The organism is Pseudomonas orientalis (genome assembly GCF_001439815.1).
Lineage (GTDB): Bacteria > Pseudomonadota > Gammaproteobacteria > Pseudomonadales > Pseudomonadaceae > Aquipseudomonas > Aquipseudomonas orientalis.
In genome coordinates this window covers 356184-378028 of sequence record NZ_JYLM01000006.1, presented here as the reverse complement: position 1 = coordinate 378028, position 21845 = coordinate 356184, and the positions used below count along the sequence as shown (strand labels likewise).

21 protein-coding genes and 1 tRNA gene are annotated in these 21845 nt (G+C 59.6%); 11 read left to right on the top strand and 11 right to left on the bottom strand.

Annotated elements, in window-relative coordinates:
- Nucleotides 1-16: 16 nt before the first annotated feature.
- The 6 genes from TU82_RS17340 to TU82_RS17315 all read right to left on the bottom strand — a co-directional run bounded on the left by TU82_RS17340 (nucleotide 17) and on the right by TU82_RS17315 (nucleotide 7947).
- Nucleotides 17-2176 carry a type I secretion system permease/ATPase gene (locus TU82_RS17340; protein ID WP_057724508.1) on the bottom strand — a complete coding sequence of 720 codons (2160 nt, stop codon included), beginning with the start codon at nucleotides 2174-2176 and terminating at the stop codon, nucleotides 17-19.
- A 212-nt stretch (nucleotides 2177-2388) separates the two neighbouring features.
- Nucleotides 2389-3756, bottom strand: a complete 1368-nt coding sequence (locus TU82_RS17335; protein ID WP_057724518.1) for a TolC family outer membrane protein — start codon at nucleotides 3754-3756, stop codon at nucleotides 2389-2391.
- Nucleotides 3757-4218: 462 nt separating this feature from the next.
- Nucleotides 4219-4294: transfer RNA gene (locus tag TU82_RS17330), tRNA-Phe, on the bottom strand.
- Between the two features lie 103 nt (nucleotides 4295-4397).
- Complete coding sequence (locus tag TU82_RS17325; RefSeq protein ID WP_057724507.1) at nucleotides 4398-4670, bottom strand: oxidative damage protection protein; 273 nt, start codon at nucleotides 4668-4670, stop codon at nucleotides 4398-4400.
- Nucleotides 4667-5734 (bottom strand): A/G-specific adenine glycosylase, encoded by a 1068-nt coding sequence (gene mutY / locus TU82_RS17320; protein ID WP_057724506.1) that lies wholly within the window; start codon nucleotides 5732-5734, stop codon nucleotides 4667-4669. The genes TU82_RS17325 and mutY overlap by 4 nt, the downstream gene beginning before the upstream one ends.
- Complete coding sequence (locus TU82_RS17315) at nucleotides 5731-7947, bottom strand: AsmA family protein (RefSeq protein ID WP_057724505.1); 2217 nt, start codon at nucleotides 7945-7947, stop codon at nucleotides 5731-5733. Before TU82_RS17315 ends, mutY begins: the two co-directional genes overlap by 4 nt.
- 325 nt (nucleotides 7948-8272) lie before the next feature.
- Between TU82_RS17315 and TU82_RS17310 the strand changes: the two genes are divergently transcribed.
- From TU82_RS17310 to TU82_RS17280, 7 genes are all read left to right on the top strand, one after another.
- The gene (locus TU82_RS17310) at nucleotides 8273-9934 is read left to right on the top strand and encodes an OFA family MFS transporter (protein ID WP_057724504.1); all 1662 of its coding nucleotides are present in this window, start codon (nucleotides 8273-8275) and stop codon (nucleotides 9932-9934) included.
- A gap of 232 nt (nucleotides 9935-10166) precedes the next feature.
- Complete coding sequence (hisB, locus tag TU82_RS17305) at nucleotides 10167-10760, top strand: imidazoleglycerol-phosphate dehydratase HisB (RefSeq protein WP_003237513.1); 594 nt, start codon at nucleotides 10167-10169, stop codon at nucleotides 10758-10760.
- A complete protein-coding gene (hisH, locus tag TU82_RS17300; protein ID WP_057724503.1) occupies nucleotides 10760-11398 on the top strand; it encodes an imidazole glycerol phosphate synthase subunit HisH in 639 nt (212 codons plus the stop codon). Before hisB ends, hisH begins: the two co-directional genes overlap by 1 nt.
- A complete protein-coding gene (locus TU82_RS17295; RefSeq protein ID WP_032894032.1) occupies nucleotides 11399-11656 on the top strand; it encodes a DUF2164 domain-containing protein in 258 nt (85 codons plus the stop codon).
- A 39-nt stretch (nucleotides 11657-11695) separates the two neighbouring features.
- Nucleotides 11696-12433, top strand: a complete 738-nt coding sequence (gene hisA / locus TU82_RS17290) for a 1-(5-phosphoribosyl)-5-[(5-phosphoribosylamino)methylideneamino]imidazole-4-carboxamide isomerase (RefSeq protein ID WP_027605077.1) — start codon at nucleotides 11696-11698, stop codon at nucleotides 12431-12433.
- Nucleotides 12434-12442: 9 nt separating this feature from the next.
- Complete coding sequence (hisF, locus tag TU82_RS17285) at nucleotides 12443-13213, top strand: imidazole glycerol phosphate synthase subunit HisF (protein ID WP_003171107.1); 771 nt, start codon at nucleotides 12443-12445, stop codon at nucleotides 13211-13213.
- 66 nt (nucleotides 13214-13279) lie between these two features.
- The gene (locus TU82_RS17280) at nucleotides 13280-14035 is read left to right on the top strand and encodes a substrate-binding periplasmic protein (RefSeq protein ID WP_057724502.1); all 756 of its coding nucleotides are present in this window, start codon (nucleotides 13280-13282) and stop codon (nucleotides 14033-14035) included.
- A 109-nt stretch (nucleotides 14036-14144) separates the two neighbouring features.
- On the opposite strand, the gene TU82_RS17275 is transcribed toward TU82_RS17280, so the two are convergent.
- The 4 genes from TU82_RS17275 to gpmI all read right to left on the bottom strand — a co-directional run bounded on the left by TU82_RS17275 (nucleotide 14145) and on the right by gpmI (nucleotide 19287).
- The gene (locus TU82_RS17275) at nucleotides 14145-14918 is read right to left on the bottom strand and encodes a divergent polysaccharide deacetylase family protein (protein ID WP_057724501.1); all 774 of its coding nucleotides are present in this window, start codon (nucleotides 14916-14918) and stop codon (nucleotides 14145-14147) included.
- A 1-nt stretch (nucleotide 14919) separates the two neighbouring features.
- A complete protein-coding gene (locus TU82_RS17270) occupies nucleotides 14920-16236 on the bottom strand; it encodes a S41 family peptidase (protein ID WP_057724500.1) in 1317 nt (438 codons plus the stop codon).
- A gap of 30 nt (nucleotides 16237-16266) precedes the next feature.
- Nucleotides 16267-17562 carry a murein hydrolase activator EnvC family protein gene (locus tag TU82_RS17265; protein ID WP_057724499.1) on the bottom strand — a complete coding sequence of 432 codons (1296 nt, stop codon included), beginning with the start codon at nucleotides 17560-17562 and terminating at the stop codon, nucleotides 16267-16269.
- Nucleotides 17563-17760: 198 nt separating this feature from the next.
- Nucleotides 17761-19287 carry a 2,3-bisphosphoglycerate-independent phosphoglycerate mutase gene (gene gpmI, locus TU82_RS17260; RefSeq protein ID WP_057724498.1) on the bottom strand — a complete coding sequence of 509 codons (1527 nt, stop codon included), beginning with the start codon at nucleotides 19285-19287 and terminating at the stop codon, nucleotides 17761-17763.
- Nucleotides 19288-19438: 151 nt separating this feature from the next.
- Here gpmI and TU82_RS17255 point away from each other — a divergent pair, with 151 nt between their 5' ends.
- Genes TU82_RS17255 through secB form a run of 3 tightly spaced genes read left to right on the top strand, consistent with a single transcriptional unit; the run spans nucleotide 19439 to nucleotide 20622 of the window.
- The gene (locus TU82_RS17255; RefSeq protein WP_057025458.1) at nucleotides 19439-19852 is read left to right on the top strand and encodes a rhodanese-like domain-containing protein; all 414 of its coding nucleotides are present in this window, start codon (nucleotides 19439-19441) and stop codon (nucleotides 19850-19852) included.
- A gap of 1 nt (nucleotide 19853) precedes the next feature.
- Nucleotides 19854-20108, top strand: coding sequence for a glutaredoxin 3 (gene grxC / locus TU82_RS17250; protein WP_057724497.1), 255 nt, complete (start codon nucleotides 19854-19856; stop codon nucleotides 20106-20108).
- 34 nt (nucleotides 20109-20142) lie between these two features.
- Complete coding sequence (gene secB / locus TU82_RS17245; protein WP_057724496.1) at nucleotides 20143-20622, top strand: protein-export chaperone SecB; 480 nt, start codon at nucleotides 20143-20145, stop codon at nucleotides 20620-20622.
- Nucleotides 20623-20743: 121 nt separating this feature from the next.
- On the opposite strand, the gene TU82_RS17240 is transcribed toward secB, so the two are convergent.
- Nucleotides 20744-21199, bottom strand: a complete 456-nt coding sequence (locus TU82_RS17240; RefSeq protein ID WP_057724495.1) for a tRNA (cytidine(34)-2'-O)-methyltransferase — start codon at nucleotides 21197-21199, stop codon at nucleotides 20744-20746.
- Between TU82_RS17240 and TU82_RS17235 the strand changes: the two genes are divergently transcribed.
- On the top strand, nucleotides 21198-21638 hold the full coding sequence (locus TU82_RS17235; protein WP_057724494.1) for a hypothetical protein: 441 nt from the start codon (nucleotides 21198-21200) through the stop codon (nucleotides 21636-21638). The genes TU82_RS17240 and TU82_RS17235 overlap by 2 nt on opposite strands.
- Nucleotides 21639-21845: the final 207 nt, after the last annotated feature.

Genomic DNA, 21845 nt, shown 5'->3' with positions numbered 1-21845 from the left:
CACGCAACTAAACGGTTCAACCTTGCTGCATTCGATGTAATCGCGAGTAGTGCCCCGCTTGGTGGGCTAATAACTCTGAATGTGTGCCTTGCTCGACTATTTGTCCGCGATCAATGACCAGAATACGGTTGGCATCCCTTACTGCCGACAACCGGTGAGCAATAATAATCACCGTGCGACCTTTGCAAATGCTTTGCATGTTCTGCTGAATGATCCGTTCAGACTCATAGTCCAAGGCACTGGTCGCTTCATCAAAAATAAGAATCCGTGGGTTCCCAATCAAGGCACGAGCGATCGCTACACGTTGACGCTGGCCGCCTGAAAGTGAAGCACCATGCTCGCCGACCATGGTGTCGTAACCCTCCGGCAATTCCAGAATGAACTCATGGGCTCCAGCCATTTGCGCCGCGTGCATAACTGCATCAAGGGGAGTACCGGGATCGGCCAGCGCAATGTTTTCGCGGATACTGCGGTTGAACAACATGTTGTCCTGGAGCACTACACCAATCTGGCGGCGCAGTGATGAAACGTCAGCCAGCGCCAAATCCATGCCATCCACCAAAACACGTCCTCGCTCCGGGATATACAGGCGCTGAAGCAGCCTAGTGAGTGTGCTTTTTCCGGAACCGGAGCGGCCTACCACGCCGATGACTTCGCCTGCCGCCATTTGCACGCTGATACCACGGAGCACTTCAGAACCGTCAGTTCGATAGCGAAAGTGTACCTGGTCAAATTCGATATGCCCTTTCAGTGGCGGCAAGGCGCTTCTGTTGGCTTGGGACAGCTCAGTACGAGTATTGAGGATGTCGCCTAAGCGTTGAACAGACACACCCGTTTGCTGAAAGCTGGTCCAGAGTTGAGCCAGACGCATGATGGGCTGTGAGACTCTTCCGGCCAGCATGTTAAAGGCAATCAACTGACCTACCGTAAGACTGCCGTCGATCACCAGTCGGGCGCCCATCCACAGTGTCGCGACCGTCACCAACTTACCGATAAGGCCGACACTTTCGTTAGCGATCGTCGAGAGGTTTTGTGTTTTGAAGCCAGCAGCGACGTAAGCGGCTATTTGGTTGTCCCACTTACGAATGGCTTGCGGCTCAACGGCCATGGACTTGACCGTATCAATGCCGTTCACCGTTTCGACAAGGAATGCCTGGTTCTCAGCGCCACGGGAAAAACTGTCTTGTAGCCGGGCTCGCAGCAGGGGCGTGATAAGCGCGGAGACCAATACATAGAGCGGTAATGACAGCAACACAATCAGGGTCAACCAAGCGCTGTAGTAAAACATCACAGCGATAAAGACGACGGAGAACATGACGTCCAGCACGAGAGTGATTGCATTGCCGGTCAAGAAGCTTCGTATGTTTTCCAGCTCTCGGACGCGGGCGACCGAATCGCCAACCCTACGAGCCTGGAAGTAAGCCAAGGGTAAATTGACCAGGTGCCGAAAGAGCCGCGAACCCAACTCCACATCAATACGACTGGCAGTGTGGGCGAAAACATAGGTGCGCAAGCCGCTCAGTGCCGACTCGAACAGCATGATCCCCAAAAGGCCTATGGCTACAACATCCAGAGTGGTCAGACCGTGGTGTACGAGCACTTTATCCATCACCACTTGAAAGAATAGTGGTGTCAGCAGTGCAAATATTTGCAGTACAAAGGAAACCAGCAGCACTTCACCCAGCAGCTTTCTGTACTTCACGATGGCAGGAATAAACCAGGTGAAGTCGAATCGAGAGGTTTCACCAGGACTTCCGGTTTCAGAACGAACCAAAATCAATTGGCCATTCCATCGCTCTTGCAGTACTTCGTTGCTAATAATTTCCGCTCGTTCAGCACGCGGATCTTGGATAAGAGCCTTGCCCTGATCCAGCCTGGCGATAATGAAAAAACGTCCTTCGCGATCAATCGCTATTGCAGGTAGAGGGGTGCTTCCAAGACGGGCAATCGAGGTCTTCACCGCTTTTGCTTTCAGGCCAAGTTTTCTAGCGCCGAGCAGCAACTCAGCCTGAGAAAAGACTTGTTTGTCTGCTGAAAACTCATGGGAAAGCTGTTCAGCAGACGCAGCGAGATTATGAAACCGAGCCAGCATGATCAAACAGGCTAAGCCAGTATCCATGATTGGAGCAGTAAAGGGTGGTGCAGGCGTCTCGACGCCCGGAGCTTGTGTACTCATATTGCCATTGCGTCCTTGCTCCCCTTTGTTAAGGGGAAATTAATACGTCAGTATTGATACTTTATAAAATGCTTGTAATGTGCATTACTTTATCCCCTTCAAGGTTTGAACGCACAAAAACGCACCGACTGTAGGAAAAATCGTGCGCATACTACGTCAAAAAGAGGTGCAACTCCATCAGCAAAGCGGCGCAATCAAAGCTTGAGTGGAACTCAGATTGGCCTACGAGCATCTGGGGGAAGAAAATCGCGATCTGGGTCGTAATTTTTGATTAGGTACATGGCCAGATCTATCAAATCAGCAGGACTCAATGAGCCTGCTGCTTCTTTTAGCTTGAGCGTGTCGATGATGTAATCGTAACGAGCATTGTTGTACTCCCGAACAGCGTTGTAGAGTTGTCGCTGAGCGTTGAGTACATCGGCGGTGTTTCGAGACCCCAGCTCTCGACCCACCGTGTTTGCTTTGACCGATGCTTGGCTCGATAGGATCGTTTGCCGTCGAGCACTCACTTGCTCAACATCAGAATTAACAGCCCGATGAAAGTTTCGAGTGTTTTGTACGACTTCTCGACGCCGATCATCTCGCTCATCTTCACTCTGAGCGAGGCGCTCTGTGGTCTCACGCACTTGCGAGCGCGTCATACCTCCCGAATACAGTGGAATATTGAGTTCCAGTCCAATGCTTCGCTGCTCAACATCTCCCTGATATCCAGAGCGGCCAAAATCGGTGGGGTTGCTATATCCAAAGTTGTCGTTGTCCCCCTTACGATAGGATGCAACTGCATCCAAGGTTGGAGCAAAACCAGCCTTGCGTTGATGATTAGTTTTCTCGGCGGCTGTCACCGCGAAATTGCTGGCGAGCAACGAGAGGTTTTGTTGTACCGCCTGGCTTACCCAAGCTTTTGCATCATTGGGTACTGGTGCTTCGACTGGTAGTTGATGTTGAATGCCCTCGATCGATGAATAGTCCTGTTTGGTGAGGCGAGCAAGGGTTTCATAAGCATCGTCAACTTTGCGCTCAGCCAGCTTGCGGTTGGCATTAGCATTATCGTAAGCCGCCTGAGCATCCAGCACATCCGTTATACTGGATGCACCATTTTCAAGGCGTCCCTGAGCTTGCTGCTGTTGGCGCTTTAATGCTGCTTCCTCTGCCTTAGAGGCCGCCAACAAGTCCAATGCACGCAGTGTTTCGAAATAGGCTTGTGCAGCACTGAGAATCAGCGATTGTTCCTTCGCGGATAGCTCCAGCGCAGCTTGTTCCGTACTGGCTTGTGCCGCTTCCAGCTGAAACCAACGATCAAGGCGAAACAACGGCTGGTTCAAATTCGCTTGAAAAACAGACTGGCTTCGCGTTCGTGTCAAGCTCGGCTCATCACGCTGTAAACGAACAGACTCAACGGATCCACCGGCACTGAGAGTCGGCAATAAACCGGCCCGGGCCTGCGGAACAGCTTCGCGAAGAGCCTGATACTCATGACGAGCAGCTGAAAGCTTGGCATCGTTGATAACTGCTTGCTGATAAACTCCCATAAGGTCTGCTCGCTTATCGAAATCGTCAGCACTAGCAACAGCAGAGGTCATCAAAAAGAATAGAAAAAAGCTATTGGGTATCTTGTTAATCAAAGACATAACATCCGTGTTGTTAATAATTGACCCCGAATTCAGGAGTGATTTTCCGAGGTCGAATGCTCGCTTACTTTACAAGCCGGTTACGCACCGCGCATACCGCGTGACTTGTAAGTGACCAGAGTGCGAAATGATACAGGGTGCTCAGAGGCTCTGTGGTGTGCCGGGGGTAACGAAAGCGCTGCGCTGGGGCGGACTGTATTGTCGGCGCCTCAGCTTGCCTGAGGGAGGCTCTCAACCTGACAATTTAAATCAGGTTAAAACTATTCAGTTTTGCTTTCGGTTCCATAAATCCCTTGGACACCTTTCAACCCCACTGCCAAAGCGCCTTGGTCCAGAAATGGTCCAGAACCCATAAAATCGCAGGCAATAAAAAACCCCAAGGAACACATTGTTCCTTGGGGTTTCTCGGTATTTTGGTGCCCAGAGACGGAATCGAACCGCCGACACGGGGATTTTCAATCCCCTGCTCTACCGACTGAGCTATCTGGGCAACGGGGCGCATTAAACGGGTTTTTCAGGGGGTCGTCAAGCAAGTTTTCAAAAAATATTTAATTATTACCGTCGCTTACGTGCCGACCCCGGTTTTTGATCAATTATTGAGCAGGTGGTACGTAGCCGTCGGCCTTGGCGTAATCCTCGCCGGAAAAGAACTTGTCCATTTCGCCCTGCAGGTATTTGCGGTCTTCGGCGTTCATCATGTTCAAGCGTTTTTCGTTGATGAGCAGGGTCTGGTGTTTTTGCCAGTCGGCCCAGGCCTGGGCGGAGACGTTATCGTAGATGTCCTGGCCTTTGGCGCCCGGAAAAGGGGCGCGTTCTAGGGCGGGCAGTTCTTCGTGGTACTTGCGGCACATGATGGTGCGGGTCATGACGACTCTCCTGCGTTCAATACTTCAGCCGCGCGCTTCAGCAGTTTCTTTACCGGGGCGGCAAGGCCCAGGCGCGGTGGGGTGGCGAGGTTATACCAGAGCCAGTCGGCCTCGGCCACGTGATGGGCGCTTTCCTCGACCTGGACCAGCCAGGGTTCGATGGCCAGCTGGAAGTGGCTGAAGGTGTGGATCAGCCCAGGCAATTCCTGATGCTTGCCCAAGGCCAGTGCGTGCTGGTTGGCCAGATGATCCAGGTCTTCCAGGTCGTCCAGCTCGGGCAGGCTCCATAAGCCGCCCCACAGGCCGGTGGAGGGGCGACGGTAAAGCAGGATCGCGCCCTCGGCATTGGCGAGCATTGGCATCAGCGTGCGCTTCTGGGGGATGGTCTTGCGTGGCTTGGGGATCGGGTAGCGCGTTTCCATGCCGAGCATGTGGGCTTCGCAGCCTTTTTCCAGCGGGCACAGCAGGCAGCTGGGTTTGCTGCGGGTACACAGCGTGGCGCCCATGTCCATCATCGCCTGGGTGTAGGCGTTGACGCGGTCGTGTGGCGTAAAGCGCTCTGCGGTCGCCCACAGCTGCTTGGCGACCTTGGGTTCGCCCGGGTAGCCCTCTTGCGCGGTAAAGCGTGCCAGCACGCGCTTGACGTTGCCGTCGAGGATCGGCGCGCGCAGGCCCATGCTCAGGCTGGCAATTGCGCCGGCGGTGGACAGGCCGATGCCGGGCAGCTCGGTGAGCTTTTCGACATCCCGGGGAAACTCGCCGCCGTATTCGGCGACCACGATCTTTGCAGTCTTTTGCAGGTTACGCGCCCGGGTGTAGTAACCCAGGCCGGTCCACAGGTGCAGCACTTCGTCTTCCGGCGCGGCGGCCAGTGCCTGGACCGTCGGCAAGGACGCCATGAACCGGTCGAAGTAATTGAGCACGGTGCTGACCTGAGTCTGTTGCAGCATGATCTCCGAGACCCACACCCGATACGGCGTGATGCCCTGTTGCCAGGGCAGGTCGTGGCGGCCGTGGCGGTCGTACCAGTCCAGCACCGCCTGTGAAAACTGCTCGTTTCTCATCGGTTGAACAGGCCTTTCAATGCGTCTTTGAGCTTGGGGTTGACCTTGTCGAGCTTCTCTTCGAGCTTCTCGTTGAGGCGATTGCCCGCCGCTTTGATGGCGACCTGGCCAAGGCCGTCCTTGTCCAGGCGGCAGGCCTTGGCGCCCAGCTCCAGCGGGCCACGGCAACGCAGCGGCACTTCGATACCCTGGAAGTTGGCGCCGACCTGGCAGGCCGGGTCCGGCACATCGCGCTGGTCGCCTTCGACAATGATGCCCACCCGGTAGTCCATGCCCAGCACGCGCAGGTCGACATCGCCATCGCCGTTGAGGGTCAGCCCCGGAATGCGCACTTTCAGGTCAGGGTTGCTGGCCACGCCGTTGCGCAACGTCAGGTTGCCGCGCAGTTCCTGGAAGGGCGTGTCCTTGCCTTGTGGCGTGGTGCTCAGGGTTTTGCGGTTGAGCAGGGCGATACCGGTGCACAGTTGTTGCTCGATGTTGGCGTTGAGCAGCACACCGTTGTTGATGACGATGCTGGCGCTGCCGTTGAGGCTGTCGATCAACGCCTTCTGGCTGTTGCCACGCCCGGTCAGGTTGCTGTCCAGGGTGACCAGGCCTTTGACTGGTGGGGTTTTACCCTGGGCCTGCAGGATTTTTTCTACCGGTACCTGCCTGATATGGGTTTGCAGCGCCAGGAGCGGGATGTCCTGGCGCACATCGAGGCTGCCATTGGCCTGGAAGGTGCCGTTGTAGAGGCCACCGCTCAGCGCGTCGAGCTTGAGCTGGCCATCGATGCCCGAGGCTTTCAGTACCGCATTCTGGATCGGCAGCTGGCTCAAGGTAAGTTGGCCGAACGCAAGGTCCGCGTTGATATCCAGGCTGCGCAGGCGGGTCAGCGGCAGCAGTTTGTCGCTGCTCCAGGCGGCTTTGGTCGGTGCTTCCGGCAGCGGGCTGTTACCGCCGGCGGCCATCGCACCGGCCTCGCTGCTCTGCACTTCGGCCTGGCGTGCGGCCGCCGTGCCTTTGGCTGCGTCGGATTTGCCCGGCAGGTAATTGTCGGCATTGAAGGTATCGCCCTTGAGCTGCACGCGCAGTGACTGTTTGGCGAAATCATCCACGGCAACACGACCGGTGAAGGTGCTGCCATCGAGTTTCAGGTTCAGGTCCTCCAGCGCGACATTGGTCGGCGTGCCTTTAAGGCGGCTGACCAGTTCGACTTTGCTCAGGCTGCCCGGTGCCATGGGCGGGAGAGGGTGGCCGACGCTCTCGAGAAACTTGGCCAGATCAAACTGGGCGACCGACAGCGCGCCGCTGAGCTGCGGGGTGTTGGTCAGGTCGGTGACTCTGAGTTCGCCCAGTGCGCGCAGCTGGTTCGCCGAGAGTTTCAAGTTGGTCCATTCGGCGATGTTGGCGGCAAGATCGACCAGCAATTGGCCTTGTGTGGAGAAGGTCAGGGTCTTGCCTTGCAAGGGTTCGCCAGTGGCTTCGCCGCTCAGGCGCATGTCTTCGAACTGGTAGCGCTTGAGGGCGCGCTGGATGCGCAAGTTGCCGTTCAGCTCGGTCTTGAGGCGCATCACCGGCTGGTTGCTGCCCAGGAAAGCGGTGAGTTTCAGCGGAATGTTGGCGCCTTCGTGGATGGCGCCGGCACTGAGCTGGATGCTTTCGGCGCTCAATTGCTTGCCGGTCTGTTCATCGTTGTATTCAACGCGGGCGTTGTTGATGGTCAGGCTGTCGATGTCCAGGCGGATCGGCTGCGGCGGTTTCTCCGGCTTGGCTTGCGCCACCGGTTCGGCCGGCGCGGGGGCGGCGGCATCCGGGGTTTCGTCGGGCAGGTTCTTGCCAATGTCTTCCCAGTTGCCGTGGCCGTTCTTGTCGCGGGTCAGGCGCAGGTTCAGGCCTTCGACCCGCACATCGCTCATCTGTACTTCGCGGCGCAACAGCGGCAGCACGCGTACCGAGAGGCCGAGCATCTGCAGGTCGGCGAACGGTTGGGTCGGGTTGGTCAACGTCGCCACACCGGCTTCGTGCAGCTCCAGGCCCAGCCAGGGGAACAGGCTCCAGCCGATGTCGCCATTGAGCGTCAGCTCGATGTGGGCCTTGTCGCGGGCAATCTGGCGAATTTCTTCTTTGTAGTCGTTGGGATCGAAGAGATGGGTCAGGGCAAAGCCGAGAGCCACAATGATCAGCAACAGCCCGAGAAATACCAGACCCAGGATTTTGCCGAACGCTTTCATGGGCGAGTCCTTGTATGTCGATTTCAAAATTTAGCCGCAGAGTATAACGCCCGACGGCCTGCATCAGTTCGCGGATCGTTACATTGTATCTACGACCGCCGAAACAAGATTCTGGCGTCAAAAAAAACCGATTTGCTGAAAAAAGTGATGTCACTTTGGTTTTTCTCGCATCCGCAAGTGCTAATCTCTGCGCGTTCGTCCGCCTTCTGCGACGTATCGTCGCGCCAAAATGGAGTTTCACTCAAAAAAACGGCCACGCATTGCGTGCAAGGTCGAGGGGGAAGCGCGCCTGACGGACGCATACCAATAACTGGGGGAAACACCAATGAGCACTAGCACCGCGGCCGGTATTAATGCCGCACCGCCTGCGTTCCTGTCCAAGGAGCGCATTATCGCCAAGCCCGGCTTCAACCGCTGGCTGGTTCCGCCGGCCGCCCTGGCCATCCACCTGTGCATCGGCATGGCCTACGGCTTCTCGGTGTTCTGGCTGCCGCTGTCCAAGGCGCTGGGCATCACCGCGCCGGTGGCCTGTGCGCCGGACATGAGCTTCATCGCCCAGGTCTTCTCGTCCCAATGCGACTGGCCCATCTCCATGCTGGGCTGGATCTACACCCTGTTCTTCATCTTCCTGGGCTGCTCGGCAGCGATCTGGGGCGGCTGGCTGGAACATGCCGGGCCGCGCAAGGCCGGTGTTGTCTCGGCGTTGTGCTGGTGTGGTGGCCTGCTGATCTCGGCATTGGGCATCTATACCCACCAGATCTGGCTGATGTGGATAGGCTCCGGTGTGATCGGCGGTATCGGCTTGGGCCTGGGCTATATCTCGCCCGTATCGACCCTGATCAAGTGGTTCCCGGACAAGCGCGGCATGGCGACCGGCATGGCGATCATGGGCTTCGGCGGCGGCGCGATGGTCGGTGCACCGCTGGCGGCAGCACTGATGGGCCACTTCGCCTCGCCGACCAGCGTGGGCGTATGGCAGAGCTTCCTGGTGATGGCTGCGATCTACTTCGTGTTCATGATCGGCGGCGCCTTGTCCTATCGCGTTCCGCCGACCGGCTGGAAGCCTGAGGGCTGGACCGCGCCGGCGAAAAAAGCCAGCAACGCGATGATCACTCACCGTCATGTGCATGTGAACGTGGCGTGGAAAACCCCGCAATTCCGTCTGGTATGGCTGGTGCTGTGCCTGAACGTGTCGGCCGGTATCGGCATCCTCGGCATGGCTTCGCCGCTGCTGCAGGAAGTGTTCGGCGGCAAACTGCTGGGGTTGGACATACCGTTTGGTCAGCTGGATGCCGGGCAACTCGCATCGATCGCCGCCATTGCGGCAGGCTTCACCGGCCTGTTGAGCCTGTTCAACATCGGTGGGCGGTTCTTCTGGGCGTCGTTCTCCGACTACCTGGGGCGTAAAAATACCTACTTCGTGTTCTTCGCCCTGGGCTTTGCCCTGTACGCGCTGATCCCGAACCTGGGGCACCTGGGCAACGTGGCGCTGTTCGTGGCGGCGTTCTGCATCATCCTGTCGATGTACGGCGGTGGTTTTGCCACGGTCCCGGCCTACCTGGCCGACCTGTTCGGTACGCAAATGGTTGGCGCGATCCATGGTCGTCTGTTGACCGCCTGGGCTGCGGCCGGCGTGCTGGGCCCCGTGCTGGTGAACTACCTGCGTGAATACCAGTTGAGCATCGGCGTTGAACGCGCTGCGGCCTACGACATCACCTTGTACATCCTCGCTGGCCTGCTGGTGCTGGGCTTTATCTGCAACCTGCTGGTGCGTCCGGTAGCCGACAAATACTTCATGACCGACGCCGAACTGGCCGCCGAGCAGGCGCTGGGGCATGACAAAGGTGCTGATGCGAGCACCGTACTTGAGTGGAAGGCCTCCGCCGGCAGCAAGCCGTTGGCGGTCGCCGCCTGGCTGGTGGTGGGCATTCCGTTGGCGTGGGGTGTGTGGGTGACTCTGCAGAAGACCGCAGTACTGTTCCACTAACACTGCAAAACCCTTGTGGGAGGGGGCTTGCCCCCGATGGCGGCGCATCAGTTAATGCATTATTGACTGACCCACTGCTATCGGGGGCAAGCCCCCTCCCACATGTACGCACATGTCTATCCCCGACATTCCCCGCTTCAACTCGTCAGTCTTATCCCCTCCGATGTTTCTGTTTAGCGCCCGCGCCCCTATAATGGCTGCCTTTTTCGCCCAATGATTTGCGGAGCTGGTGATGGTCGAACGTATGGCGTCCGTCGAGCGCGACACTCTGGAAACCCAGATCAAAGCCTCGATCAACCTGGATGGCACCGGAAAGGCCCGATTCGATATCGGTGTACCTTTTCTTGAGCACATGCTGGACCAGATCGCCCGTCATGGGCTGATCGACCTGGATATCGTCAGCAAGGGCGACCTGCATATCGACGACCACCACACGGTGGAAGACGTGGGCATCACCCTCGGCCAGGCCTTTGCCAAGGCCATTGGCGACAAAAAAGGCATCCGTCGCTACGGCCACGCCTATGTCCCGCTGGACGAAGCGCTGTCGCGCGTCGTCATCGACTTCTCCGGCCGCCCAGGCCTGCAGATGCACGTGCCCTATACCCGCGCCACCGTGGGTGGCTTTGACGTCGACCTGTTCCAGGAATTCTTCCAGGGTTTCGTCAACCACGCCCTGGTCAGCCTGCACATCGACAACCTGCGCGGCACCAACACCCACCACCAGATCGAAACCGTGTTCAAGGCATTCGGCCGCGCGCTGCGCATGGCCGTCGAGCTGGATGACCGCATGGCCGGGCAAATGCCTTCGACCAAGGGCGTCCTGTAATGCAGACGGTCGCGGTTATCGATTACGGCATGGGCAACCTGCACTCGGTGGCCAAGGCGCTCGAACACGTAGGTGCCGGCAAGGTGCTGATCACCAGCGATGCCAATGTGATTCGCGAAGCCGACCGCGTGGTGTTTCCAGGGGTTGGCGCGATTCGCGATTGCATGGCCGAGATCCGCCGCCTGGGTTTTGACAGCCTGGTGCGCGAAGTCAGCCAGGACCGTCCGTTCCTCGGCATCTGCGTGGGCATGCAAGCCTTGCTCGACAGCAGTGAAGAGAACGGCGGTGTCGACTGCATCGGCCTGTTTCCCGGTCAAGTGAAGTTCTTCGGCAAAGACCTGCATGAAGATGGCGAGCACCTCAAGGTGCCGCACATGGGCTGGAACGAAGTGCGCCGCGCGGTGGATCACCCGCTGTGGCACGAGATTCCGGACATGGCGCGTTTCTACTTCGTGCACAGCTATTACATCGCCGCCGGTAACCCGCGCCAGGTGGTGGGTGGCGGGCATTACGGCGTCGACTTCGCCGCCGCGCTGGCCGACGGCTCGCGTTTTGCCGTGCAGTTTCACCCGGAGAAGAGCCATACCCATGGCCTGCAGTTGCTGCAGAACTTCGCCGCGTGGGATGGTCGCTGGTAAATGGCCAGGAAGCCGAAGCCGCCGATCTTGAACCTTGCGCCCGAGCAGGAGCGTGAGGCCACCGACAAGATCAAGCGTTTCATGGAGGACCGCTTCGAGCTCAAGCTGGGCTCGTTCGAGGTCGCCGAGATTCTTGAACTGTTCACCACCGAAGTGGCGCCGCATTATTACAACAGGGCGATTTTCGACACGCAGACGCTCCTTAAAGAAAGGTTCGAAAGCATCGAAAGCGACTTGTGGTCGCTTGAGAAACCCTGATTTCCCAAGCATTGCTGAATATCGAATAAGGTTTGCCAGATGCTGATTATCCCCGCTATCGATCTCAAGGACGGCGCCTGCGTCCGTCTGCGCCAGGGCCGCATGGAAGACTCCACGGTGTTCTCCGATGACCCGGTGAGCATGGCCGCCAAATGGGTGGAAGGGGGCTGCCGTCGTCTGCATCTGGTGGACTTGAACGGCGCGTTCGAAGGCCAGCCGGTCAACGGCGAGGTGGTCACCGCGATTGCCAGGCGCTACCCGAACCTGCCGATCCAGATCGGTGGCGGTATCCGCTCCCTGGAAACCATCGAGCACTACGTCAAGGCGGGTGTGAGCTACGTGATCATCGGCACCAAGGCCGTGAAAGACCCGGCCTTTGTCGCCGAAGCCTGCCGCGCCTTCCCTGGCAAAGTGATCGTCGGCCTGGACGCCAAGGACGGCTTCGTCGCCACCGACGGCTGGGCCGAGATCAGCACCGTGCAGGTGATCGACCTGGCCAGGCAATTCGAAGCCGACGGCGTGTCCGCCATCGTTTATACCGACATCGCCAAAGACGGCATGATGCAGGGCTGCAACGTGCCGTTCACCGCCGCGCTGGCTGCGGCCACGAAGATTCCGGTGATCGCTTCCGGCGGCATTCATAACCTGGGTGACATCAAGTCACTGTTGGACGCCAAGGCCCCCGGTATCATCGGCGCGATCACCGGCCGCGCAATCTATGAAGGTACCCTGGACGTCGCCGAAGCCCAGGCTTACTGCGATGCCTATAACGGCTGAGGACTGACCATGGCGCTGGCCAAACGCATCATCCCTTGCCTGGACGTCGACAACGGTCGCGTGGTCAAGGGCGTCAAGTTCGAGAACATCCGTGATGCCGGCGACCCGGTGGAAATCGCCCGTCGCTACGATGAACAGGGTGCCGACGAAATTACCTTTCTCGACATCACTGCCAGCGTCGACGGCCGCGACACCACCTTGCACACCGTCGAGCGCATGGCCAGCCAGGTGTTTATCCCGCTGACCGTGGGCGGCGGCGTGCGCACCGTGCAGGACATCCGCAACCTGCTCAATGCCGGCGCGGACAAGGTCTCGATCAACACCGCTGCGGTGTTCAACCCCGAGTTCGTCGGCGAAGCCGCGCAGCACTTCGGCTCGCAATGCATCGTGGTCGCTATCGATGCCAAGAAAGTCTCCGGCCCGGGCGAAACCCCGCGCTGGGAGATTTTCACCCACGGCGGGCGCAAGCCGACCGGGCTGGACGCGGTGGAGTGGGCGATGAAGATGGAAGGCCTGGGCGCCGGTGAAATCCTGCTGACCAGCATGGACCAGGACGGCATGAAAAACGGCTTCGACCTGGGCGTGACCCGCGCCATCAGCGATGCCCTGGGCATCCCGGTCATCGCCTCCGGCGGTGTCGGCAACCTGCAGCACTTGGCCGATGGCGTCATCGAAGGCCATGCCAGCGCGGTACTGGCGGCGAGTATTTTCCACTTCGGCGAATACACCGTGCCTGAGGCAAAGGCCTACATGGCGGCGCGCGGTATCGTCGTGCGCTAAACGCCGCTGGACAGCATGGCAGGCGCGCGGCACTCTCTGCGCTTGCCATGGATTCCGGTAGCCTTCATGTTCAAACACCTGCTGCTCGCCCTCGCCAGTTCCTCCATGCTCATGGTGGCTACGGCACACGCCGAAGATTCGTCTGACACCTCTCTGGTGCTGCTGACGGAAAATTTCCCGCCCTACAACATGGCGAAAAACGGCAAAAACTTCGCCAAGGACGAGAACATCGAAGGCATCGCCGTGGATATCGTGCGTGAAACCTTCAAGCGCGCCGGCATTTCCTACAACCTCACCTTGCGTTTCCCTTGGGAACGAATCTACAAGCTCGCCCTGGAAAAGCCTGGCTATGGCGTGTTCGTCATGGCGCGTTTGCCTGACCGTGAAGCGCTGTTCAAATGGGTCGGCCCCATCGGTCCGGACGATTGGGTGCTGTTGGCCAAGGCCGACAGCAAGATCCAACTGGAGGGCCTGGAGCAGGCACGCCGCTACAGGATTGGCGCCTACAAAGGCGATGCGATTGCCGAGAGCCTGGACAAGCAGGGGCTCAATCCGGTTGTGGCCTTGCGTGACCAGGACAATGCGCAAAAGCTCATGGAGGGCCAGATCGACCTGTGGGCCACCGGCGATCCTGCTGGCCGTTATCTGGCGCGGCAGGTGGGGGTGGACGGGCTCAAGACGGTATTGCGGTTCAACAGTGCGCAGCTTTACCTGGCGTTGAACAAAGAAGTGCCGGATGACGTAGTTGCCAAGCTCCAGGCCGCGCTTGATGAGTTGCGCAAAGAAGGCCGTATCGACCAGATCATGGCCAACTATTTGTAGGAGCGAGCTTGCTCGCGAAAGACGTCAACGATAACGCGAGCATCCTGGGTACGCGCGGCGTTCTCAGGTTTTTCGCGAGCGAGCTCGCTCCTACAGGATGGGGATATCGTCAGCGATAGATGCCGTTTTTGCCGTGGGCACTCATGGCCTGATTGCTGCGCACACTGATCATCAACTTGATATCGATCCACTCCACACCCTGCGCCTTGAGCTTGGGCAATTCGCGCTCCAGCACCGCCAGGGTCTGGGGGTAAGGGTGCCCGATCATCACTGCTGAACCCTGCTTATGCGCCAGCTTGATGGCGGTTTCCAGCTGCGTGGTAATCGCTGCCTCGGTGCGTTCGTCATCGAGGAACACATCCCGCGAAACATGCGCCAGGCCAATCTTCTGCGCCTCGGCCGCGGCAACGGTCTGCGCGCTGGTACGGCTGTCCACAAAGAACTTGTGGCGCCGCTGCAACTCGCCCATCAACCACGCCATCGCCTGCGGCTGCGCCGTCATGCGGCTGCCCATATGGTTGTTGATACCGGCGGTGTAGGGCACGGCCGCGAATGCGGCATCCAGGCGCTTGCCCAGTTCTTCGATGGACAGCTCGGGGTGCCAGGCGAACGGACCGGTGGCCGGGTCCATGGGCATGTGCAGGATCACGATCTTGCCGGCCTTGTGGGCCTCGCGGGCGAATTCGGCGGCGTGAGGGGTGTCAGGCATGATCGCGGTGGTAACCGGCCCGGGCAGGGCCAGCACGCGACGATCCCTGGGCAGGTTTTGCCCCAGGTCGTCGATGATCAGGGTGAGATAGGCCTTGTGCGGCTCGCCGGCCGGTGTCGCGTGCGCGAATCCGGCCAGGCTGCACAGCACAGCGATAATCAGCGCAACACGCATATCAACGACTGCGCGTGATGCTCAGGCCCTTGAGCAGGCTCAGCGCCTGGGCCAGCTGGTAATCGTCGTCCTGCGGCATCGGTTTGGCTTTGGCGCCGCTGCCGGTCGGCTGGTCGGCGCCGCCGTTGCCATTGCCCAGGTGGCCTTGCAGGTCGGCTTCCTTGTAGTACTCGCTGTCGATCTCGTTGGTGATCTTGGCCTTGCGCACTTCGATGTCCGGCACGATGCCCTGGGCCTGGATCGAGCGACCGTTAGGCGTGTAGTACAGCGCCGTGGTGATCTTCAATGCACGCTCGTTATTGAGCGGCAATACGGTCTGCACCGAGCCTTTACCGAAGCTGGTGGTGCCCATCAGCACGCCGCGCTTCTGGTCCTGCAGGGCGCCGGCGACGATCTCCGAGGCCGAGGCGCTGCCGCCGTTGATCAGCACGGCCAGCGGCACATTCTCGCTCAGATCGTTGCCGGTGGCCGAGAAGCGCAGCTCGGAATTGGCGATGCGGCCCTTGGTGTAGACGATCAGACCCTTGGTGATGAAGTGGTCGACCACCTCCACCGCCGACTGCAACACGCCGCCCGGGTTGTTACGCAGGTCGAGCACGATGCCGTTGAGCTTCTTGCCGTTGTCCTTGCGCAGCTTGGCCAGGGCCTTGGCCACTTCGTCGCCGGTCTTGACCTGGAACTGGGTGATGCGGATGTAGCCGTAGCCCGACTCCAGCAACTGGCTCTTCACGCTCTTGACCACGATGGTCGCGCGGGCCAGGGTCACGTCAAACGGGTTGCCGCCGTCGCGTACCAGGGTCAGGGTGATTTTCTGGCCGAGCTTGCCGCGCATCTTGTCGACGGCTTCGGTCATGGACTGGCCGCGGGTCGGCTGGCCGTTGATCTTGACGATCAGGTCACCGGCCTGGATGCCGGCCTTGGACGCCGGGGTATCGTCAATGGGCGAGACCACCTTGATCTGGCCGTCTTCGGAGCCCACTTCGATGCCCAGGCCACCGAATTCACCGCTGGTGCTTTCCTGCAGTTCGGCGAAGTCTTCCGGGCCCAGGTAGGCAGAGTGCGGGTCGAGGTTGCTGAGCATGCCCTTGATGGCATTTTCCAGCAGGGTCTTGTCGTCCACGGGTTCGACATAGGCTGCCTTGATCCGGTCCATGACCTCGGCAAAGGTGCGCAGCTCGTCCAGCGGCAACGGTGCCTTGGTGGTCGCAGCGGTCGCAGCGGTCGCGGCGGGAGCAGCCTGGTCGGCAAAAGCCAGAGGCGCGCCGATCACCAGGGCGATCGTCAGGGCCAGCGAAGTGAGGCGGGACAAATGCAGCATGTCGAACGAACTCCTAATGTAGATGCAATCCTATCCTTGGGATCGGCACCATTGTGCAGGATCGCTCGGGCGACCCTGCTGACGAATAGCGAAGTACAGCGCCGGCGTGTCCTGGCCACCACTGTTACCGACAGTGGAGATGGATTCACCGGCTTTTACCACATCACCTGCCGACTTGAGTAACGTCTGATTGTGGCCGTAAAGGCTCAAATAGCCATTGCCGTGGTCAAGAATCACCAGCAGACCGGCCCCGCGCAGCCAATCGGCAAACACCACGCGTCCGCCGTGGACGGCGTGGACCTGGCTGCCCGCAGAGGCGCTGATCATCACACCGTCCCACTTGGCGCGGGTGTCATCGCCACGGGCTTCTCCAAAGCGTGCAAGTAATCGACCATCAACCGGCCATGGAAGTTTGCCGCGAGCTGCAGCAAAAGGCCCGCCGAACGACTCGCCGCTGCTGGAAACCAGCGGGCCAGGCGCTGCATGCGCCGGTTTGCGCGGGGCCGGCGCATCGCTGGTGGCAGCCATTTCGGCCTCACGCTGGCGCTTTTTTTCGGCTTCCTGCTGGGCGATCAGCGCTTTTTGCCGCGCTTCTTCGGCCTCGCGGGCCTGGCGCGCCAGGGTTTCTTCGATGGTCTTGAGCACTTTGGCCAGGTCGGCCTGGTCCTGCTCGCGGGCTTGCAGCTTGGCGTCGCGGGCTTTTACGTCGTCGTTGAGCTTGGCCAGGGCTTGCTGGCGCTCCTTGCGGACCTTGTCGAGTTCGTTGCGCTGCGTGTCGAGCGCGGTTTTCTGGTCGAGCAGCTGTGCCTGCTGATCATTGATTTCCTGCTCGACATTGGCCAACTGGCGCAGCGTTTCGTTAAAGCCCTTCAACTGCGCCAGGCGCGCCTGGCTCAGGTAATCGTAATAGGTGAGGGTGCGGGCGAATTTTTCCGGGTTCTGCTGGTTGAGCAGCAGCTTGAGATATTCCTGGCGGCCGCTCTGGTAGGCGGCGCGGGCCTGGATCGCGATCAGGCGTTGCTGCTCAACGCGTGCGCTCTGGAGTTTTTTTTTCTCAGCGTCGAGTCGCTCCAGTTCCGACTCGCTCTTCTTTAATTCTTTTTGCAGCTCCTGGACCTGCTTCTCCAGCTTGCCCATTTCGGTTTCCGTGCCGCGCAGGTCTTTCTGCACGCCGGATTTTTCTTCCTGGAGCTTGCCGAGCAGTTTTTTCAGCTCGGTAATGTCCTGACGCGTAGCGTCCAACTGTTGTTGGGTTTGTGCGCGCTCATCGGCAAATGCCGGTTGGAGCAGGCAGACAAGAGCGAGGGTAATCAAGGCGCGAAGCATAGAGGCGGGCGACACCAGGGGAAAGGGACGGCCTAGTATGCCCGCCAAGCGCTGCAAAAAAAACGTCCAATTGGCGCTGGTGGGCAAGATAGGTGCCGAGTGGCGGTGGTATGGCAAAAAGATATCTTCGAAACACTGAAGGGCCAGTGTGGGAGGGGGCTTGCCCCCTCCCACACTGTTTCGTGGTGTGGCTTGGAGTTAGACCAGGATTGAGGTCCCGGTCATTTCCTTCGGCTTTTCCAGCCCCATCAACATCAGCATGGTCGGCGCCACATCCGCCAATACGCCGCCGTTGCGCACTTTGAAATCGCGCTTGCCGACGTAGATGAACGGCACCGGTTCGGTGGTGTGGGCCGTGTGGGCCTGGCCGGTGGATTCGTCGGACATCTGCTCGCAGTTGCCGTGGTCGGCGGTGATCAGCGCTTCGCCACCGACTTTGTCCAGGGCCTCGACAATGCGGCCCACGCACAGGTCCAGGCATTCCACGGCCTGGGTGGCCGCTTCCAGGTTGCCGCTGTGGCCGACCATGTCGCCGTTGGCGTAGTTGACCACGATCACGTCATAACGCTGGTGCTCGATGGCGTCGACGATCTTGTCGGTGACTTCCGGTGCGCTCATTTCCGGTTGCAGGTCGTAGGTGGCGACTTTTGGCGACGGGATCAGGATGCGCTCTTCGCCGGGGAACGGTTCTTCACGTCCGCCGGAGAAAAAGAAGGTCACGTGGGCATATTTTTCGGTTTCGGCGATGCGCAGTTGCGTCTTGCCGTTTTTCGCCAGGTAATCGCCCAGCACGTTTTCCAGGCTGCCCGGTGCGAAGGCCGACGGGGCCGGGATGTTGGCGGCATATTGGGTGAGCATGACGAACTCGACTTTCGGCTGGCGCGCGCGCTCGAAGTCCTTGAAGCCGGCGTCGACAAATACATGGCTCAGCTCACGGGCACGGTCGGCGCGAAAGTTCATGAACACCATGGCGTCGCCGTCTTCGACTTTCACCGGTTCACCGATGGTGGTGGCCTTGACGAATTCATCGCTCTCGCCACGGGCATAGGCGGCTTCCAGGCCTTGCTGGGCGGTCGGGGCGTTGAATTCGGCCTGGCCGTCGACGATCAGGTTGTAGGCCTGGGCCACGCGGTCCCAGCGGTTGTCGCGGTCCATCGCGAAGTAACGGCCTACCAGGCTGGCGATGCGGCCTTTGCCCAGGGCGGCGAAGGTCGCGTCGAGCAGTTCGATGGACGACTGCGCGCTTTTGGGCGGGGTGTCGCGACCGTCGAGGAAGGCGTGCAGGTAAATCTTGTCGGCGCCGCGCTTGAAGGCCAGTTCGGCCATGGCGATCAGGTGGTCCTGATGGCTGTGTACGCCGCCATCGGACAGCAGGCCCATGAAGTGCACGGCCTTGCCGGCGGCGACGGCTTTATCTACCGCTGCGCAGATGGTCGGGTTTTCGAAAAACTCGCCATCGCGGATCGCTTTGGTCACGCGGGTGAAGTCCTGATAGACCACTCGTCCGGCGCCGAGATTCATGTGGCCGACTTCCGAGTTACCCATCTGGCCGTCCGGCAGGCCCACGTCCATACCGGAACCGGAAATCAAACCGTTGGGCACGGTGGCGGTCAGGCGGTCCAGCACAGGCTTGCGAGCAGCGTACACCGCGTTGTCGTGGTGGCTTTCACTGTGTCCGAAGCCATCGAGAATTATCAGGACCAAAGGTTTAGGCGTGGTAGTCATAGATCCTCTCGCGGCGGTAATAAAGGAAGGCAATGGAAAAGTGAGTGGCAGTTTAAAGCGAAGTTCCAACCGCGTCACCGCTTTACGGGGGTTGGCCGCCCCCGGCGGCTGTGTATACTTACCGCCATTTTAACGCCCTGGAACCTCCTTGATGGTTGATCACCTGATTGCATTTGCCACTGCCCACTATCTGCTCGTGGGTGCCTTCGTCATCCTGCTGGCGCTGCTGATCGCTCACGAATTGAGCCGTGGTGGCCGCAGCCTGAGCACATCGGAGCTGACCGCGCTGGTCAACAAGGATGAGGCCGTTGTCGTGGATATTCGCCCGGCCAAGGATTTCGCCGCCGGCCATATCGTCGGCGCCCTGAACATTCCCCAGGACAAGCTGATCGCACGCTTGGCCGAACTGGAGAAATACAAGGCCAAGACCATCATCCTGGTCGACGCCCAAGGCCAGCACTCCGGCACTCACGCCCGCGAGATGCTCAAGTCCGGCTTCACCGCCGCCAAGCTGTCCGGTGGTATCAGCAGCTGGCGTGGCGATAACCTGCCGTTGGTGAAGTGATATGAGCCAGGTTGTCGTTTATTCCAGCGATTATTGCCCTTATTGCATTCGAGCCAAGCAGTTGCTCCAGAGCAAGAAGGTCGCCTTCGAAGAGATCAAGGTCGACGGCAAGCCTCAAGTGCGCGCCGAAATGGCCCAGAAAGCCGGCCGCACATCGGTCCCGCAGATCTGGATCGGCGCCAGGCATATCGGTGGCTGCGACGACCTGTTCGCGCTGGAGCGCGCCGGTAAACTCGATGGGCTGCTGTCCGCCTAACCCCTTAAGACCCCAAGATAAAGAAGGATCTGCGATGACTGATCAACCGAACACCGAAGCAGCGCAAGACCAAGGCCCACAGTTTTCGCTGCAGCGCATCTACGTGCGTGACCTGTCGTTCGAAGCGCCGAAAAGCCCGGCGATCTTTCGCCAGGAATGGACCCCAAGCGTCGCGCTCGACCTGAACACCCGCCAGAAAGCCTTGGAAGGCGACTTCCACGAAGTGGTGCTGACCCTGTCGGTCACCGTCAAGAATGGCGAAGAAGTGGCCTTCATCGCTGAAGTGCAGCAGGCCGGTATCTTCCTGATCCAGGGCCTGGACGAAGCGTCCATGAGCCACACCCTGGGCGCGTTCTGCCCGAACATCCTGTTCCCGTACGCTCGTGAGACCCTGGACAGTCTGGTCACCCGTGGCTCGTTCCCGGCACTGATGCTGGCACCGGTGAACTTCGATGCCCTGTACGCTCAAGAGCTGCAGCGCATGCAACAGGAAGGTTCGTCGACGGTTCAATAAGTCGGCGCGGTAAAAAAATGTGGGAGGGGGCTTGCCCCCGATGGCGGTGGGTCAGCTACAGATATGCTGGCTGATACACCGCTATCGGGGGCAAGCCCCCTCCCACATTTGCTGTGCGGTGTTATTTGAAACCGAGTTGGCGCCAGCCTTCGTAGACGGCGACGGCTACGGTGTTGGACAGGTTCAGGCTGCGGCAGCCCTCGCGCATCGGCAAACGCAGGCGATGGCCATCAGGCAGGGCGTCGAGCACGTCGGCCGGCAGGCCACGGCTCTCCGGGCCGAACAGAAACGCGTCGCCCTCGGCAAAGCTGGCATCATGAAACGGTCGCGAGCCCTTGGTGGTGAACGCGAACAGGCGTGGCTGGCCCAGGCTTTCCAGGCAGCTGGCCAGGTCGGCATGGCGCTGGAGGGTGGCGTACTCGTGGTAATCCAGCCCGGCGCGGCGCAGGCGTTTATCGTCCATGTCAAAGCCCAGCGGCTCGATCAAATGCAGGTGGCAGCCACTGTTGGCGCACAGCCTGATAACGTTGCCGGTATTCGGCGGAATTTCTGGTTGAAAAAGGATGACGTGAAACATGCACGGCTCCGAAGGCAAAGATGCGCTGCATTCTACCCCCGAAGACGACCCGAGGCCGAAGCTATTGCCGAGGGTATTGGGCTCGTTGGCGATCGTCGGCTTGATGGTGGGCTTGATGATCGGTCGCCTGACCACTGCGGAGCCGGTCGAGCTGCAACAGGTAGAGCCTGCAGTGGACGGTGTGGTGGTGTGGTTCAACCGCGAGCCCAAGCTGCACGGCGAGCATGTCGACGGCACCGTGGCGCTGCTGTTCGACGCGCAGGGCAAGGCCGCCGGTGGGCAGATCAAGGTCAATGACAAGGATGTGAACTGGCGCGTGCGCAAGACCGACGTTGGTTTGCTGCTCAACCTGGTGGCGGCTCGGCCATTGCGTGGGGAGTGGAAGGGCCAGGAGGTCGATGACCGCTGGCGGCTGGAGATCCATCTCCATGAGCAATAAAAGAGGGAGTTCCCGGCCTGCCTGTACCAGGGCTCCCAAAACGGGGTGAAGCCAAGGGCTTCGGTGTTAAAGAGGGGATTCTCGGCCTGCCTGTACCAAGGTCCCCGAAACTGGGTAGTACCAGGGTTGTTGCAGGGCGCGTGCCAGAGTTTGCAAATTGCTTCGTAAAAACTTGCAAGAAAGCGCAAAGCCCCGGAATTTGGGGCT

Coding starts and splice junctions, on each gene's coding strand:
- TU82_RS17340 (WP_057724508.1), bottom strand. CDS start 2,176: ATGAGTACACAAGCTCCGGGCGTCGAGACGCCTGCACCACCCTTTACT.
- TU82_RS17270 (WP_057724500.1), bottom strand. CDS start 16,236: ATGCTGCATTTGTCCCGCCTCACTTCGCTGGCCCTGACGATCGCCCTG.
- TU82_RS17240 (WP_057724495.1), bottom strand. CDS start 21,199: ATGTTTCACGTCATCCTTTTTCAACCAGAAATTCCGCCGAATACCGGC.
- TU82_RS17295 (WP_032894032.1), top strand. CDS start 11,399: ATGGCCAGGAAGCCGAAGCCGCCGATCTTGAACCTTGCGCCCGAGCAG.
- TU82_RS17335 (WP_057724518.1), bottom strand. CDS start 3,756: ATGACCTCTGCTGTTGCTAGTGCTGACGATTTCGATAAGCGAGCAGAC.
- hisH (WP_057724503.1), top strand. CDS start 10,760: ATGCAGACGGTCGCGGTTATCGATTACGGCATGGGCAACCTGCACTCG.
- TU82_RS17325 (WP_057724507.1), bottom strand. CDS start 4,670: ATGACCCGCACCATCATGTGCCGCAAGTACCACGAAGAACTGCCCGCC.
- gpmI (WP_057724498.1), bottom strand. CDS start 19,287: ATGACTACCACGCCTAAACCTTTGGTCCTGATAATTCTCGATGGCTTC.
- secB (WP_057724496.1), top strand. CDS start 20,143: ATGACTGATCAACCGAACACCGAAGCAGCGCAAGACCAAGGCCCACAG.
- TU82_RS17275 (WP_057724501.1), bottom strand. CDS start 14,918: ATGCGTGTTGCGCTGATTATCGCTGTGCTGTGCAGCCTGGCCGGATTC.
- grxC (WP_057724497.1), top strand. CDS start 19,854: ATGAGCCAGGTTGTCGTTTATTCCAGCGATTATTGCCCTTATTGCATT.
- hisA (WP_027605077.1), top strand. CDS start 11,696: ATGCTGATTATCCCCGCTATCGATCTCAAGGACGGCGCCTGCGTCCGT.
- TU82_RS17235 (WP_057724494.1), top strand. CDS start 21,198: ATGCACGGCTCCGAAGGCAAAGATGCGCTGCATTCTACCCCCGAAGAC.
- hisB (WP_003237513.1), top strand. CDS start 10,167: ATGGTCGAACGTATGGCGTCCGTCGAGCGCGACACTCTGGAAACCCAG.
- TU82_RS17280 (WP_057724502.1), top strand. CDS start 13,280: ATGTTCAAACACCTGCTGCTCGCCCTCGCCAGTTCCTCCATGCTCATG.
- hisF (WP_003171107.1), top strand. CDS start 12,443: ATGGCGCTGGCCAAACGCATCATCCCTTGCCTGGACGTCGACAACGGT.
- TU82_RS17255 (WP_057025458.1), top strand. CDS start 19,439: ATGGTTGATCACCTGATTGCATTTGCCACTGCCCACTATCTGCTCGTG.
- TU82_RS17265 (WP_057724499.1), bottom strand. CDS start 17,562: ATGCTTCGCGCCTTGATTACCCTCGCTCTTGTCTGCCTGCTCCAACCG.
- mutY (WP_057724506.1), bottom strand. CDS start 5,734: ATGAGAAACGAGCAGTTTTCACAGGCGGTGCTGGACTGGTACGACCGC.
- TU82_RS17315 (WP_057724505.1), bottom strand. CDS start 7,947: ATGAAAGCGTTCGGCAAAATCCTGGGTCTGGTATTTCTCGGGCTGTTG.
- TU82_RS17310 (WP_057724504.1), top strand. CDS start 8,273: ATGAGCACTAGCACCGCGGCCGGTATTAATGCCGCACCGCCTGCGTTC.